Below are 15,558 nucleotides of genomic sequence, written 5' to 3'. Positions count from 1 at the left end.
AATGCCGGTCATAGACGGAAATGCTTGAGGCTCTCCTTAAGCGGTTGGTAAAAATTTAGATGTGTCCAAAAGAGGTTCAGGTCGGCTGCATGCCGAGGACCACCGTCGGCCAGAGTTCCGACACCGTCGGATGGATGGGAACCGCCCAGCGCAGCGTGTCGAAGGTGGCGCCGGCATTCATCATGTCGAGGACGCCATGGATGGATTCGTCGCCACCCGTGCCGAGGATGGCAGCTCCCAGAATCTGTCTGGTGTCGGCGTCGGCCACGATCTTCATCAGGCCTTGCGTCTCGCCCTTTTCGACTGCGCGGCCAACCTGCGTCATCGGCCGATGCCCGACGAGAACCTTCTTCCCAGTCTTGCGGGCTTCCGTTTCGCTCATGCCGACGCGGCCGAGCGGGGGGTCGATATAAAGCGCGTAGCCGAGCAGCCGGTCGGAGACCTTGCGGTTTTCGCCATCGAACAGATTGGCGGAGACGATCTCGAAGTCGTTATAGGCGGTATGGGTGAAGGCGCCCCGGCCGTTGCAGTCGCCGATCGCCCAGATGCCCTCGACATTGGTCGCCAGATAGTCATCGACCTTGATGTAGCCCTTTCCATCGGTCTCGACGCCCGCCTTGTCCAAGCCGAGGTCGTCGGTATTGGGTCGCCGGCCGACAGCAAGCAGGATATCGGAGCCGATCACTTCCGGGTCGCCTTCGGTACAGTTGACGCCGACGGCGACGCCCGCCTCATCCTTGCGGAAGCGGATGCATTCGGCACCGGCGCGGATTTTGATCCCTTCGGCCTCCAGAATGCCGCGGATGGCTTCGGAAATCTCTTCGTCCTCGCGTCCGACCAGTCGCGGACCTTTCTCCACGACCGTCACCTCGGCACCGAAGCGGCGATACATCTGCGCGAATTCCAGGCCGATATAGCTGCCGCCGACGACGACCAGATGTTCCGGCACCCGGTCGAGCATCACGATGTCGCTGTTGGTCATGAAGGGCACGTCGCCGATGCCCGGAAAATCCGGGATCGCGGCGCGTCCACCGACATTGATGAAGATCTGCGGTGCGGTCAGCACTTCGTCGCCGACCCGTACCGTGTTCTTGTCTTCGAAACGGGCATGGCCACGGATCAGCGTGCAGTTCGGCATGCCCTCCAGCCAGCTCTCGTTGCCGTGGCGGGAATCGAGCGTCACCTGGTGCGAACGGCGCATCACCGTCGGCATGTCGATCTTTACGGAACTGTCGAGCATCACGCCGTATTCGCTGCCGCGGCGGGCGAGATGGGCGGCATAGGCGCTGGCGACGAGCGTCTTGGTCGGCTTGCAGCCGGTGTTGACGCAGGTACCGCCCACATGCTTCCGCTCGACGATGGCGACCCGTTTGCCGGCATCGTTGAAACGTCCGGCAAGCGAAGGGCCGGCCTGTCCCGCACCGATGATGATCGCGTCGAAAGCCGTCATGCGGCGACCGGAATTGGTAAGGACACAACGATCAGATAGGCGCCGATGATGGCGACGGCGTCCTCGATCAGGGCTGCGGGCAGATCCTTGCCGAAGTTCGCGGCGAGTTTGGCGCGCACGGCTGCGCCGCCATAGGTGCCGATGACCGCCCCGATGATGCCGGCGACGAGCCCGACGATCCAGCCGCCATAGGGCGTGCCGATCGCGGCACCGGTGAGGGCACCCATCAGGAGACGGGCGCCGAACTGTTGCGGCACCTTGCGGCTGGGCGTCGAGGGAAGCTGGTCGGTGACGAGCTCCACGACGGCGAGAATGGTGAAGATGCCGACTGCCCAGACCGAGCCCATGAAGGCGAGCCAGGAGCCGGAAAGATTGAGCCAGCCGAGATAAGCGGCCCAGGCGATGGCGGCAGGCGCCGTCATGGCGCGAAGGCCAGCGATAATGCCGATAAGAAGCGCAAGCACGTAGACCATGAAGAACCCCCTGAACGCCGAAACCGGCTGCCGATACCCGCTTGCCAGATTGTTCCCGCCCAAGCGGCAGGTCAAGTGAAACTTCCATAAAACCGAGCATGTCTCCGATTATGCGTTTGACGGCTGCGGTCGGACCTTCAGGTTCGCAAAAGGAATAGATGGAAATCGCTCCACCACGGACTACAATAGCCGCGCCCCTTTCGGCGGGGTGGAGAGATCGGAGGACCCGGCCTGTTGAGATATCGCCTTCTTTTGCCCCTGGCCGTGCTCGCGGCACTTGGGCTGGCCTTGATCTTCAAGGGCAACGATATCGCGGCGCGCGGCTATATGAGCGAAGCCGAGACGCAGGCCGCCACGACATTGCGCCTGGCGGTATCGGCGCTGGACGGTCACCTGAAGCGCTACGAGGCTCTGCCGGCGCTGATCGCCGACCAGGAGAATGTCGAGGCGCTGATCCTCGATCCGGGAAACGACACGCTGCGGTCGACCACGAATGCCTATCTCAAGGAGGTCAATGCTCTTCTCACGTCCTCCGATATCTACGTGATGACGATGGATGGGCAGACCGTCGCTGCGAGTAACTATGACACTCCGATCAGCTTCATTGGCGAGAATTTCACCTACCGGCCCTATTTCCAGGATGCAGCCGCTGGCCGGCAATCGCGCTTTTATGCGCTCGGCACCACGTCCCTCAAACGGGGCTATTACTTCGGATCCCCCATCGAAGTCGGCGGGGTCATCCGCGGTGTCATCGTGTTCAAGGTTGATATCGACTCGATAGAGGACAGCTGGGGCGGCGGCGACGACCGGATCTTCGTCTCCGATCCAGAGGGCATCATCTTCATGACCGGCAGTCCCGAGTGGCTTTATGCGAGCATTCTGCCGCTGACGCCTGACCGGATTGCGCATACCGAGGCTTCCAGGCGATATGCGGATGCGAAGCTGCGGGAATTGCCGGTGAAGCGCGGAACATTTGCCGATCGCAACGTCATGACCATTGCCGACGCCGGCGTCGAAAAGGAATATCTCGTCGTTTCCCAGCCGATGCCGGATGCGGGCTGGACGGTCAACGTCCTGATGGACACGAATTCGGTGCGCACCCAGGCGAAAACCGCGACGGTCGCGGCTCTTTTGACGCTTTGTCTCGCGGGGCTGGCCCTTGCCGTTCTGATGCAGCGTCGGGCCCGGCTCGACGAGCGCATGCAGCTCCAGGCCGAAGCCCGCAACGAGCTGGAGCGGCGCGTGGCGGAGCGCACTGCCGACCTTGCCCGCGTCAACAGCCGCATCGAGGAAGAGATCGCCGAGCGGCGGCTCACCGAGCAACGGTTGCGGCAGACGCAGGCGGACCTCATCCAGGCCGGCAAGCTCGCCGGTCTCGGCCAGATGTCGGCGGCCCTTTCCCACGAGTTCAACCAACCCCTGGCAGCCGCCAAGACCTATGCCGAGACGAGCGGCGTGCTGATGGATCTCGGCCGTACGGACGAGGCGAGGGACAATGTCCGGCGCATCTCGGCGCTGATCGACCGCATGGCGTCGATCAGCAAGCACTTGCGCAACTTCGCCCGCAAGCCGAACGAGAAGCTCGGCCCCGTGCTCATCGAGGACGTGATGCGGGATACGCTCGAGATCGTCGCGGCGCGACTCAAGACCGCCGATGCCGTCCTCGACGTGGAGATCGATCCGATGCTGCCGGCCGTGAAGGCGGGGGCCGTGCGCCTGCAGCAGGTCCTGGTGAACATCATCACCAATGCGGCCGATGCGGTGGAAGGGCTCGAGGACCGGCGTATCACCGTCTCCGCGGCGAAGGAGGGCGACAAGGTGATCGTGTCGGTTCGCGATCGCGGGCCTGGCGTCCCTCCGGCCATCCGCGAGCGCATTTTCGATCCGTTCTTCACCACCAAGGGCGTGGGCAAGGGTTTGGGGCTCGGCCTTTCGATCTCCTACAATATCATCAAGGATTTCGGCGGCAGTCTGAGCGTCGGCGAGCATCCCGATGGCGGCGCGGTCTTCATCATCGAGCTCGACGCTGCCGACGGCAATCTTCTGGAGGCTGCGGAGTGAACGCGCAAAGGGTGCTGCTGGTCGACGACGAGGAGGAATTGCGCCGTTCGACCGCGCAGGCGCTGGAACTCTTCGGTCTTTCGGTCCAGACCTTTTCCCATGCCGATTATGTGCTCGAGCTTACGGGGTTCGGCTTCGACGGGGTGGTCGTCAGCGATATCCGCATGCCCGGCATCGACGGCATGACGCTGCTTCACCGCATCCGAGAGCTGGATGCGGAAATCCCTGTCATCCTGGTGACGGGCCACGGCGATGTTCAGCTCGCGGTAAAAGCGATGCGGGAAGGGGCCTACGATTTTCTCGAAAAACCGTTCACGCCGCAGCATCTCGCCGGCATCATCCGCCGGGCACTGGACCGGCGCGGTCTCGTGCTCGAAAACCGGCGGCTGCGGGCGGTCGCCGGCAAGCGCGACGATGTCGAGGCGCGGCTTCCGGGGCGTACCCAGGTCATGGTCGACCTGCGCTACCAGATCCGCGCGATCGGCTCCGCAGATGCGGATACGCTGGTTATCGGCGAGACGGGCGTCGGCAAGGAGGTGGTGGCGAGGGCACTGCACGATGTCAGCCCGCGTACCCATAAGCCGTTTATCGCCATCAACTGCGCAGCGCTGCCGGAAAACCTGATCGAAAGCGAGCTCTTCGGCCACGAGGCCGGCGCCTTTCCCGGAGCACTGCGCCCTCGATACGGCAAGTTCGAGCACGGTCGGGGCGGCACGATCCTGCTCGACGAGATCGGTTCGATGCCGGTCGATCTGCAGGCAAAATTCCTGCGTGTCCTCCAGGAACGGGTGATCACCAGGCTCGGCTCCAACGAAACCGTGCCGCTCGACGTGCGCTTTATCGCCACCAGCAAAGTGGACCTGGAGGCGGAGGTTGCGGCAGGGCGCTTCCGTGCTGACCTCTTCTACCGTCTCAATGTGGCGACCATCCACGTGCCGTCTCTGGCTCAGAGGCGCGCGGATATTCCGCTGCTCTTCCTGCAGCTCGTCCGGGAGGCTGCGGCGCGCTACGGCCGGGAGGATCCGGATGTGCCCGCCGACATGATCTCGGCGATCGCCCAGCGCGATTGGCCGGGCAATGTGCGGGAACTGCGCAATGCCGCCGACCGGCTGGTGCTCGGCCTCGACCCGAGGCCCGGCGAGACCGCCGCGCCGGGACGGGACGGAGCAGGGCGGCTGGCGGACAAGGTCGCGGCTTTCGAGCGAAATATCATCGCCGGCGAGATCGCCGCCCATGGCGGTGCGTTGAGGCCGGTCTACGAATCTCTCGGGATTTCGCGCAAGACGCTCTACGAAAAGATGCAGAAATACGGGCTCGACAAGAAAATCTTGGGCGTGGAACACCTGCTGCAGGACGACCGCGACGGCTGATGTCGAGCGTAATGGGTGGAAATCCACCCACGCTTTGGGTGCCTTGTGTCCTAATCCACCCATGCTGCAACGCATCAAGGCTAGAAAAAACGATTTAGTACTTTCCAAACGATTGCGCCTGCCAAGCGCATTGGCGCAGATTTCGAACAGGTTGGCGCCGGAGGAGATTTGAGCGTCGACTGTGCTCTATATTTCATCCTGGAGGACCCCGATGAAAACCCTGAACGCCTTTATCGGCGCAACCGCTCTTGCGGCACTTTCGCTTTTTTCCGCTTCCGCCAACGCAGCCGGTTATCCGGAGCGGCAGATCACCATGATCGTTCCGTTCGCGGCCGGTGGCCCGACCGACACGGTTGCCCGCCTTGTGGCTGAATCCATGTCGAAGAATCTCGGCCAGCAGATCATCGTCGAAAACGTCGGCGGCGCCGGCGGCTCGCTCGGCGCGGGACGCGTGGCAAGCGCCGACGCGGACGGCTACACGGTTCTGCTCCATCACATCGGCATGGCGACCAGCGCGACCCTCTACCGCAAGCTCTCCTACGACACGCTGAACGCTTTCGACTATGTCGGTCTCGTCACCGAAGTTCCGATGACGCTGCTCGCCCGCAAGGACATGGAAGCCAAAGACCTCAAGGGCCTGATCGAATACGCCAAGGCCAATGCCGACAAGGTTACCGTTGCGAATGCCGGCATCGGCGCCGCCTCGCATCTTTGCGGCATGCTCTTCATGAGTGCGATCGAAACACCGCTCGTGACCGTTCCCTACAAGGGCACCGGTCCGGCCATGACCGATCTTCTCGGCGGACAGGTCGACATCATGTGCGACCAGACGACCAACACCACCAAGCAGATCCAGGGCGGCACGGTGAAGGCCTACGCCGTCACGTCGCCGGAACGCCTTGACGTTCTGAAGGACCTTCCGACGGTCACCGAAGCCGGCCTGCCGGGCCTGACCGTGGGCATCTGGCACGGCCTCTACACGCCAAAGGGCACGCCCAAGGAAGCGATCGACAAGCTCAGCGCCGCATTGAAGGTCGCGCTGAAGGACCAGAACGTCGCCGCTCGCTTCGCCGAACTGGGCACCAAGCCGTCGTCCGAACAGGATGCAACCCCGGAAGCGTTGAAGGCCAAGCTTGAAAGCGAAATCGCTCGCTGGAAGCCGATCATCGAGGCCGCTGGACAATACGCCGACTAAGCCGCATTGTCGGCTCCCTATCATCGGTTGCCGTCTTTCGATCCCTCTCCTCCATCTTGGAGGGGAGGGATTCTCTAAAGGCAGCCCGAATGATTTGAAGCCAGCCTTCGTCATCCTCGTCCAAGAGGATCCGTTGACCAAGTGATCTTGGGTATCCCGCTCTTCGATCCATACGGAGACACCATGAATTCGCTGAAATTCGACACCACCAATCTGATCTGCGGACTGCTGTTCATCCTGACGGGCATCTATTTCGCCTATCAGGCGTTCGAACTCGAACTCGGTACGGCGCTGAGGATGGGGCCGGGCTACTTCCCGTTCATTCTCGCCTGCGCGCTGATGCTGTTTGGGGCGATCATCGTCGTTCAGGCCGCACGCGTCCATGGTGAGCCGATCGGCCATATCGCCTGGCGCGGCATGCTCTTCATCCTGCCGGCGCCGATCTTCTTCGGGCTGACCGTCAGAGGACTCGGCTTCGTTCCGGCACTGTTCTTCACCGCTCTGATCGCGGCCTTCGCATCCGGCCGCATGAAGCCCCTGACGGCGGTTGTTCTCTCTGCCGCTTTGACGGTTTTCGCCGTCGCGGTCTTCATCTATGGCCTCGGCCTCCCGTTCCGCAGTTTCGGCCCCTGGCTCGGTCTTTGAGGTGTGAGTGATGGATCTGTTTAATAATCTCGCGCTCGGCTTCGCGACCGCAACCTCTCTGGAAAACCTGTTCTTCTGCCTGATCGGCGTGCTGCTCGGCACCCTCATCGGCGTGCTGCCGGGTATCGGCGCCACTGCCACGATCGCCATGCTGCTGCCGATCACCTTCCAACTGGAGCCGGTCTCCTCGCTGATCATGCTCGCCGGTATCTATTACGGCGCGCAATATGGTGGCTCCACCACGGCAATCCTCATCAACATGCCGGGTGAATCCTCCTCCGCCGTCACGGCCATCGACGGCTATCAGATGGCGCGCAAGGGCAAGGCGGGTGCAGCACTCGCGATCGCGGCGATCGGTTCGTTCTTCGCCGGTACCGTTTCGACCTTCCTGGTGGCGATCTTCGCGCCGCCGCTCACCGAAATCGCACTGAAGTTCGGCGCTGCCGAATATTTCTCCCTGATGGTCGTCGGCCTGGTGTCCTCGATCGCGCTCGCCCACGGTTCGATCGTCAAGGCGCTGGCGATGGTGGCGCTCGGCCTGTTGCTGGGGCTCGTCGGCACCGACATTTACACCGGAACGCCGCGCTTCACTCTCGGCATCCGTGAATATGCGGACGGGCTGAACTTCGTGGCCGTTGCGGTCGGCGTCTTCGGTATCGCGGAAATTCTCCGCAATCTCGAAAACGAAAAGAGCCGGTCGGTGCTGGTGTCCAAGGTCAGCGGCCTGCTGCCGACCAAGGAGGACTTCAGGGCGATGATCGCGCCGGTGTTGCGCGGCACCGCCATCGGCTCGATCCTCGGCATCCTGCCGGGCGGTGGCGCGATCCTTGCGGCTTTCGCTTCCTACACGGTAGAAAAGAAGGTCTCGAAAAATCCCGAGGAATTCGGCAAAGGCGCAGTCGCCGGTGTCGCAGGCCCCGAATCGGCCAACAATGCCGGTGCGCAGACCTCCTTCATTCCTCTGCTGACCCTCGGCATTCCGGCCAATCCGGTCATGGCGCTGATGATCGGCGCGATGATCATCCAGGGCATCGTCCCGGGTCCGAATGTCGCGGTCGAGCAGCCGGCCCTCTTCTGGGGCATCATCGCCTCGATGTGGATAGGCAACCTGATGCTCGTCGTCCTCAACCTGCCGCTCATCGGGCTGTGGGTGAAGCTGCTGACCATCCCCTATTACGTGTTGTTCCCGATCATCATGGCCTTCTGCTCGATCGGGGTCTACAGCGTCAATTCGAACGTCTACGATCTCTACTCCGTGGCCTTCTTCGGTTTCATCGGCTACGTGCTGGTCAAGCTCCGCTGCGAGCCCGCGCCGCTTCTGCTCGGCTTCGTGCTCGGCCCGCTTCTGGAAGAGAATCTGAGGCGTGCAATGATCCTGTCGCGCGGCGATCCGACCACGTTCGTCACGCGTCCGATCAGCGCCGGCCTTCTCTTTATCGCAGCGCTGGTCCTGGTCGTCGTCTTCCTGCCGAGCGTCAAGAAGAAACGCGAGGAAGTCTTCGTCGAAGAAGATTGAGATATCATGGGTGCTCCGGATCTCAGACGGTCTGGAGCACCTGCATTTCGTCGATAGGCTGGGGGCCGCCGATACGCTTCAGAAGCAGGCGGCCCATCAGCAGTCCGGCCTCCGCCAGGTCCTCGTAGATGGTTTCGACCCGCGGCCTGATCTGGTCGAAGAGCCCCGATGTCTGCTTCGCCACCAGGCGTACATCCTTCCCCAGTTCGAGATGATGGTCATAGGCTGCGGCCATGACCGAAAGAGCGGAGACCTCGCCGCCGCAGATAAAGCCGTCCGGCCGTTCCGCTTCGCCCATGCGGCGGAAAAGGTAATCGCGGATATCGTCCGATTCGCTGTCGAGCGTGACGTCCATGGCGATCTCGAACGCCACCCCTTCCTCCCGCACCGCAGTCATGAAACCGTGCCGCATGTGATGGGCGAACGTGAAGCGCTCGGGCGGCAGGATGATGAACAGCTTTCTGCAGCCGGCCGCGATCAGTTTCCGCGCCGCCAGATAGGCGAAACCATAGTTGTCGTAGTCGACATAGGGATGCGCGGTTCCCAGTTCCGTCCGGCCGTGACAGATGAACGGGAAATTGTTTTCCATCAGCAGTTTTACGCGTTCGTCGGAGGGTTCGGTCCGCGTAAAGACGATGCCGTCGGCCATGCGGTTGCGCATGATATGCCGGACCGGGTCGACCTGCGGCGTGTCGGAGAAGTGCGGCGTGATGACGAGGTGGTAGGGTGTGCCGCGCAGAGCCTCCGTCAGTCCCTTGATCATCGAGGTGGCATAGCTCAGAATTTCCTCATGGGGATCGAGCACCAGGCTGATGACATTGGTGCGGCCCGTACGCAGGCGTTGGGCCGCACGGTCGGGCAAATAACCGATCTCGCTTGCCACCTGCCGCACGCGCTGACGTGTTTCCAAGGCTATCTGGGGCGCATCGGCGAGCGCGCGCGACACGGTGGTGACGGCAAGCCCCGTCAACTCGGCGATGGTTTTCAAGGTCGGCTTCGCGTTTCCGCCGGCTCTCCCGGTTTCCCGCTCCGGCATCGCCCGCCGCCCCTTCTCCTCCATGTCCTCCAGCGACATCTCCTCTTTCTCCGTTCCCGCCCGAAAACCGGGTGCGAGCCTCATCTACATCGTTACAAATTTTTCGGAGCTGGCGAGATTTTTTTCTCGATTCCAGAGAAAAATTTCGTCGGTTGCGAAAAATAACATGGAATTCAATGCACTAGGTGAATTTCCGCCTTGTGCAAAAATCTCCATGTCCGGGTTGACACCCACGGCATTTATATCGTTATAAATCGAAATATCCGGAGAGGAGCCCGGATGCAAAGGGAGATTCTCAATGAATATTCGAATGATCAGCAAACTCGCCGCCGGCGCGGCGATCATCGCTTTGACGGCCGGTGCCGCCAAGGCAGCGGAAAGCGTCGAAGTCCTGCATTGGTGGACGTCCGGCGGTGAAGCTGCGGCGCTCAACGTGCTGAAGGAAAACCTCCAGAAGGACGGCGTCGCCTGGAAGGACATGCCGGTTGCCGGCGGCGCGGGTTCTGCGGCCATGACCGCGCTGCGTGCCCGCGTTACGGCCGGCGATCCGCCGACCGCCGTGCAGCTTCTCGGCTTCGACCTCCGCGACTGGGCGGAAATGGGCGTTGCCGCAAACCTCGACGAGCTCGCCACCAAGGAAGGCTGGGACAAGGTCATTCCGACCGCTCTTCAGGACTTTTCCAAATATGACGGCCACTGGATCGCTGCTCCGGTGAACATCCACTCCACCAACTGGCTTTGGATCAACAAGGCGGCCCTCGACAAGGCCGGCGGCAAGGTTCCGACCAATATCGACGAGTTCATCGCCCTGCTCGACAACTTCAAGGGCCAGGGCCTCACGGCTCTCGCTCATGGTGGCGTTCCGTGGCAGGACGGCACACTGTGGGAAGCGGTCGTTCTTTCCGTCGGCGGTCCGGACTTCTACAAGAAGGCCGTCCTCGACCTCGATCCGGCTTCGCTTTCCGGCGATACGATGAAGAAGGTCTTCGACACCATGTCGAAGCTGCGCACCTATTTCGACCAGAACTTCTCGGGTCGCGAATGGAACCTCTCGACGGCCATGGTCATCGAGGGCAAGTCCGGCGCCCAGCAGATGGGCGACTGGTCGAAGGGCGAATGGCTGCGTGCCAACAAGAAGCCGGGCACGGACTTCGTCTGCATCCGCTTCCCCGGTACGCAGGGCTCGGTGCTCTTCAATGCCGACCAGTTCATGATGTTCGACGTGGGTGACGACCAGCGCGCCGCGCAGCTCAAGATGGCGTCGGCTGTCGAAAATCCGGCTTTCCAGATCGCCTTCAACACGGTCAAGGGTTCGGTGCCTGCCCGTACCGACATCTCGGACGAGAAGTTCGACGATTGCGGCAAGAAGGGCATGAAGGATCTGGCCGAAGCTGCCACCAAGGGCACGATGATGGGCTCGCTCGCCCATGGTTATGCCCAGCCGGCCGCCATCAAGGAAGCCATGCTCGACGTCATCACCCAGCATCTCAACGGCCAGCTCACCACCGACGCGGCGCTGAAGCGCCTGCCGGAAGCGGTTGCTGCAGCCAAGTGATCGCCTGACGCGAAAATCCGAAGTTCAAGTGGCCGGGAGACTTTTCCCGGCCACTTTGCAAATTACGCCATTCTATCTTTCCTGGAGCGCGGCGTGCCCGTAAGGCTCAAAGGGCGCTCCAGCTAGTTCAATCTGCGCATCGTGCTTTCGAAGTCGTTTTCGGGCCGATGGTGTAGCGGAGGTCATGATGACGACAATCGAACCGGTTCCGTTCGTGGAGCCGCAGAGACGAAGCCGCTCCTTTGCGGACGGATTGCGCAACACGCTGCCGAAGATCGTGCTGGCGCCGTCGTTCGCGGTCATCCTGGTTTTCGTTTACGGATTCATCCTCTGGACGATCTATCTGTCCTTCACGACCTCGCGCATCATGCCGGTCTATAAATGGGGCGGTTTCGACGCCTATTTCCGCCTCTGGTCGCAGCCGAACTGGTATGTGGCCATGCAGAACCTGGCAATCTTCGGCGTTCTCTATATCGGCATCTGCATTGCGATCGGTCTTTTCATCGCCATTTTGATGGACCAGCGGATCCGCGCCGAAGGCGTGCTGCGGCCGATCTTCCTCTATCCGATGGCGCTCTCCTTCGTGGTCACCGGCACGGCCTGGAAATGGTTCCTCAACCCCGGTCTGGGGCTTGAGAACACCATGCACAATCTCGGCTGGGAAAGCTTCAGGTTCGACTGGCTGGTCAATCCGAAAATGGCGATCTACACCGTCGTCATCGCCGGCGTCTGGCAGGCCTCGGGCTTCGTGATGGCGATGTTCCTCGCCGGCCTTCGCGGCATCGACGGCGAGATCGTCAAGGCTGCGCAGATCGACGGCGCCTCGACGATATCCATCTATCGCCGCATCATCATTCCGCTCTTGCGCCCCGTCTTCCTCTCCGCCTTCATCGTGCTCGCGCATATGGCGATCAAGTCCTACGACCTGGTCATCGCGCTGACCGGCGGGGGGCCGGGCAATGCGACCGAACTGCCGTCCACCTTCATGTATTCCTATACCTTCACCCGTAACCAGATGAATGTCGGATCGGCGAGCGCCGTGATGATGCTGATGGGCATTACCGCGATCATCGTGCCCTATCTCTATTCGGAACTGCGGGAGAGAAAGCAATGAGCGCGGCCAACGAAACCGTCAGCGCCGGCCAGGCCCGCGTCGCCCGCTATTTCATCTATGCAGCCCTGATCGTGCTCGCACTCGTCTATCTCCTGCCGCTCTACGTGATGCTGATCACGTCGCTGAAGTCGCTCGATGAAATCCGCGGCGGCGACATGCTGGCCCTCCCGGGCTCCCCGTCGATCGCCGCCTGGGTCAAGGCCTGGGGCGAGGCCTGCATCGGGGTCAGTTGCGTCGGCATCAAGGGGTATTTCTGGAACTCCATCAAGATGGTGGTTCCGGCCGTCCTGATCTCGACACTGCTCGGGGCCCTCAATGGTTACGTGCTGACGAAATGGCGTTTTCCGGGTCACAAGCTGGTCTTCGGCATGATGTTGTTCGCCTGCTTCATTCCGTTCCAGGCGGTTCTGATTCCGATGGCGCGTCTTCTCGGCCTCCTCGGCCTTTCGAACTCCACCACGGGCCTCGTCATGGTGCACGTGATCTATGGTCTCGGCTTCACGACGCTGTTCTTCCGCAACTATTACGAAGCTTTCCCGGACGAGCTGGTGAAGGCGGCAATGATCGACGGCGCCGGCTTCTTCCGTATTTTCTGGCGCATCCTGCTGCCGAGCTCGGGACCGATCATCGTCGTCACGATCATCTACCAGTTCACCAATATCTGGAACGACTTCCTGTTCGGCATTTCTTTCGCCGGCGGTGAGGGCTCGCCGATGACGGTGGCGCTCAACAACCTCGTTTCCTCCTCCACCGGCGTCAAGGAATACAATGTCGACATGGCTGCCGCCGTGTTTGCGGCATTGCCGACGCTGTTCGTTTACATCGTCGCCGGACGCTACTTCGTGCGCGGCCTGATGGCCGGCGCGGTCAAGGGCTGACTTAGGGATAACCGTCAATGAGCTTTCTTGAAATCAAGAACATTCGCAAGAAGATCGGCAATGTCGAGATCCTGAAGGGTATCAACATCGATCTTGAAAAGGGCGGCTTCCTGGTTCTCGTCGGGCCTTCCGGCTGCGGCAAGTCGACCCTGCTGAATGCCATCGCCGGCCTCCTGCCGCCGTCTTCCGGCGATATCGTCATCGACGGCCAGGTGATCAACGATCTGCATCCCTCGCAGCGTGATATCGCCATGGTCTTCCAGTCCTACGCGCTCTATCCGAACATGACGGTGGAACAGAACATCGCGTTCGCGCTGGAAATGCGCGGCGTCGAGAAGGCTCAGCGCGAGGCCGCGGTTAAGCAGGTCGCCAAGACCCTGCAGATCGAACACCTTCTGAAGCGCCGCCCGAGCCAGCTTTCCGGCGGTCAGCGCCAACGCGTCGCCATGGGCCGTGCGCTGGTGCGCCAGCCGCGCGTGTTCCTGTTCGACGAGCCGCTCTCGAACCTGGATGCGAAGCTTCGCGTCGAGGTGCGTGCCGAGATCAAGGCCCTGCATCAGAACACCAACGCGACCATCGTCTATGTTACCCACGACCAGATCGAGGCGATGACGCTCGCAACCAAGATCGTCGTTCTCAAGGAAGGCATGGTGCAGCAGGTCGGTACGCCGGCGGAGATCTACAATCACCCGGCCAACCTGTTCGTCGCCGACTTCATGGGCTCGCCGGCAATGAACATGCTGAAGGGCAAGGTCGTGTCCGCCGGCGGGGCGCAAAGCATTTCGCTGTTTGGCAACGAAGGCGTCCAGGTCACCATGCCGCCGTCGGTCACGACAATTCTCCCTGAGGGCAAGGATGTCATTCTCGGCCTGCGTCCGGAGACGATCACCGACGCCGGTCTGGTGGACCCTGACGCTCGCGCCACGGCCCAGATCGCCGCCGACGTCATCATGGTCGAGCCGACCGGTTCGGATACATTCGTGACCGGCAAGCTGGACGGCGCGAGTTTTACCGCCCGCACCCGTTCCGACGTGCAGGTGAGGCTCGGCGAGAAGTTTCCCTTCTCCTTCAACCTGGACAAGGCCGTCGTCTTCGATCCCGAGAGCGGCAGCCGCATCGGCTAACGCACGTCCGTCGTGGCACTCCGCGTGAGCCGAATTCTTGCCTCAAGCGGTCAATGGATCACAGCTCCTCATGGAGCTGTTTTCGTCGAGGCCGCGCCGTTGTCGTCTTCCGCGCTCAATCCCTGAAGCTCTTCGAAAACCCGGAACAATCCGGGGGAGGCCGGGTTGTGTTTGTGTTCCGTCCGGTACGGAACCAATCCACTAGGTCGAGGAGACAGACAATGGCAAACGGAAACTATTCCCAGTCCGGCCGGTATCGAAACGACCGGATGCGCAGCGAACGTGATTTTCCCCGCGAACCCTCCGGTGACTACCGCCCGGGAGACACCGGTTATGTGCGCGGCTTTGGCGACAATCAGCAAAGCGGCGACAATTTTTCCGGAGACCGCGAGTATGGCCGGGAAGATGGCGATCGCTCGCGCTTCTCCCGCTACGGTCGGGCCGATCAATGGGCCACCGACGACTACGGCTATGAGTCGGGCTACGGCGATACGGACCGCTCGCGGATTTGGGCGCGCGAATCCTATCGGGGCAGGCCGTCTTCATTCAGCTATGAGCCCGGCCACGGTCGCGTGAACCAGGCCTACGGCGAGCGCTACGGTTCGGACTATGGTTACGGCGGCGAGAGTCGGTCCGGCCACGGTCAGGAGCACCGGTTCCGCGAGGAAGAGGGCCATGGCCGCAAACGTGGCTTCATGGAACGGGCGGGCGACGAGGTCGCTTCCTGGTTCGGGGACGAGGAGGCCGAACAGCGTCGCGCAATGGATGAACACCGCGGCAAGGGGCCGAAGGGTTATCAGCGTTCCGACAGCAGGATCGAGGAGGACGTCAACGATCGGCTGAGCGACGATCCGGTACTGGATGCATCGAACATCTCCGTCACGGTGAAAAGCGCCGAAGTCACCCTCGACGGCTTCGTTTCGAGCCGCTGGGACAAACGCCGGGCGGAGGATCTGGTGGACAGTGTCTCGGGTGTCCGGCATGTGCAGAACAACCTGCGCGTTAACAACGCTCCGACCGACACATTGACGGGATCCACGACCATCTGACCCGATTCAGCGGACGCCACTGGACCGCTTTGCGGAGAGGTCCAGTCCTCCAGATCCCTGATAAAACCCTTGGGCGAGCCCTCGCGGCAGAG

General features: G+C 61.8%; 13 protein-coding genes. 10 read left to right on the top strand and 3 right to left on the bottom strand.

The annotated features are described in order from the left end of the window. Positions 1–76: 76 nt before the first annotated feature. Together C5L13_RS19000 and C5L13_RS18995 are read right to left on the bottom strand one after the other, a co-directional pair. Entirely contained in the window at positions 77–1,450 is a 1,374-nt protein-coding gene (locus tag C5L13_RS19000; protein WP_105384840.1) for an FAD-containing oxidoreductase, read from the bottom strand. Next, a complete protein-coding gene (locus C5L13_RS18995; RefSeq protein ID WP_105385030.1) occupies positions 1,447–1,923 on the bottom strand; it encodes a DUF4126 family protein in 477 nt (158 codons plus the stop codon). Before C5L13_RS18995 ends, C5L13_RS19000 begins: the two co-directional genes overlap by 4 nt. Positions 1,924–2,157: 234 nt before the next feature. On the opposite strand from C5L13_RS18995, the gene C5L13_RS18990 reads away from it, so the two are divergent. From C5L13_RS18990 to C5L13_RS18970, 5 genes are all read left to right on the top strand, one after another. Beyond that, positions 2,158–3,984 (top strand): sensor histidine kinase, encoded by a 1,827-nt coding sequence (locus tag C5L13_RS18990; protein ID WP_407070449.1) that lies wholly within the window; start codon positions 2,158–2,160, stop codon positions 3,982–3,984. Further along, a complete protein-coding gene (locus C5L13_RS18985) occupies positions 3,981–5,354 on the top strand; it encodes a sigma-54-dependent transcriptional regulator (RefSeq protein WP_105384839.1) in 1,374 nt (457 codons plus the stop codon). Before C5L13_RS18990 ends, C5L13_RS18985 begins: the two co-directional genes overlap by 4 nt. A 211-nt stretch (positions 5,355–5,565) precedes the next feature. After that, positions 5,566–6,549 (top strand): tripartite tricarboxylate transporter substrate-binding protein, encoded by a 984-nt coding sequence (locus C5L13_RS18980; RefSeq protein ID WP_105384838.1) that lies wholly within the window; start codon positions 5,566–5,568, stop codon positions 6,547–6,549. Between the two features lie 183 nt (positions 6,550–6,732). Beyond that, the gene (locus C5L13_RS18975; protein ID WP_105384837.1) at positions 6,733–7,194 is read left to right on the top strand and encodes a tripartite tricarboxylate transporter TctB family protein; all 462 of its coding nucleotides are present in this window, start codon (positions 6,733–6,735) and stop codon (positions 7,192–7,194) included. Positions 7,195–7,204: 10 nt separating this feature from the next. Then, positions 7,205–8,710 (top strand): tripartite tricarboxylate transporter permease, encoded by a 1,506-nt coding sequence (locus C5L13_RS18970; protein ID WP_105384836.1) that lies wholly within the window; start codon positions 7,205–7,207, stop codon positions 8,708–8,710. Between the two features lie 22 nt (positions 8,711–8,732). Here the strand turns inward: C5L13_RS18970 and C5L13_RS18965 are convergent, their stop codons facing one another. Next, complete coding sequence (locus C5L13_RS18965) at positions 8,733–9,785, bottom strand: LacI family transcriptional regulator (RefSeq protein WP_105384835.1); 1,053 nt, start codon at positions 9,783–9,785, stop codon at positions 8,733–8,735. 259 nt (positions 9,786–10,044) lie between these two features. Here C5L13_RS18965 and C5L13_RS18955 point away from each other — a divergent pair, with 259 nt between their 5' ends. The 5 genes from C5L13_RS18955 (at position 10,045) to C5L13_RS18935 (ending at position 15,466) form a co-directional block, all read left to right on the top strand. Continuing rightward, the gene (locus C5L13_RS18955) at positions 10,045–11,301 is read left to right on the top strand and encodes an ABC transporter substrate-binding protein (protein WP_105384833.1); all 1,257 of its coding nucleotides are present in this window, start codon (positions 10,045–10,047) and stop codon (positions 11,299–11,301) included. A gap of 187 nt (positions 11,302–11,488) precedes the next feature. Next, positions 11,489–12,415: a carbohydrate ABC transporter permease gene (locus C5L13_RS18950; protein ID WP_205836854.1), complete on the top strand. Its 927-nt coding sequence runs from the start codon at positions 11,489–11,491 to the stop codon at positions 12,413–12,415. Continuing rightward, positions 12,412–13,293, top strand: coding sequence for a carbohydrate ABC transporter permease (locus C5L13_RS18945; RefSeq protein ID WP_105384832.1), 882 nt, complete (start codon positions 12,412–12,414; stop codon positions 13,291–13,293). Before C5L13_RS18950 ends, C5L13_RS18945 begins: the two co-directional genes overlap by 4 nt. A 17-nt stretch (positions 13,294–13,310) precedes the next feature. Further along, positions 13,311–14,417 (top strand): ABC transporter ATP-binding protein, encoded by a 1,107-nt coding sequence (locus C5L13_RS18940; protein WP_105384831.1) that lies wholly within the window; start codon positions 13,311–13,313, stop codon positions 14,415–14,417. 221 nt (positions 14,418–14,638) lie between these two features. Beyond that, entirely contained in the window at positions 14,639–15,466 is an 828-nt protein-coding gene (locus tag C5L13_RS18935) for a BON domain-containing protein (protein ID WP_342588187.1), read from the top strand. The last annotated feature ends 92 nt before the right edge of the window (positions 15,467–15,558 follow it).

The organism is Neorhizobium alkalisoli, from assembly GCF_002968635.1.
Taxonomy (GTDB): Bacteria; Pseudomonadota; Alphaproteobacteria; order Rhizobiales; family Rhizobiaceae; genus Neorhizobium; species Neorhizobium alkalisoli.
This window is presented reverse-complemented; position numbering and strand designations above follow the sequence as displayed.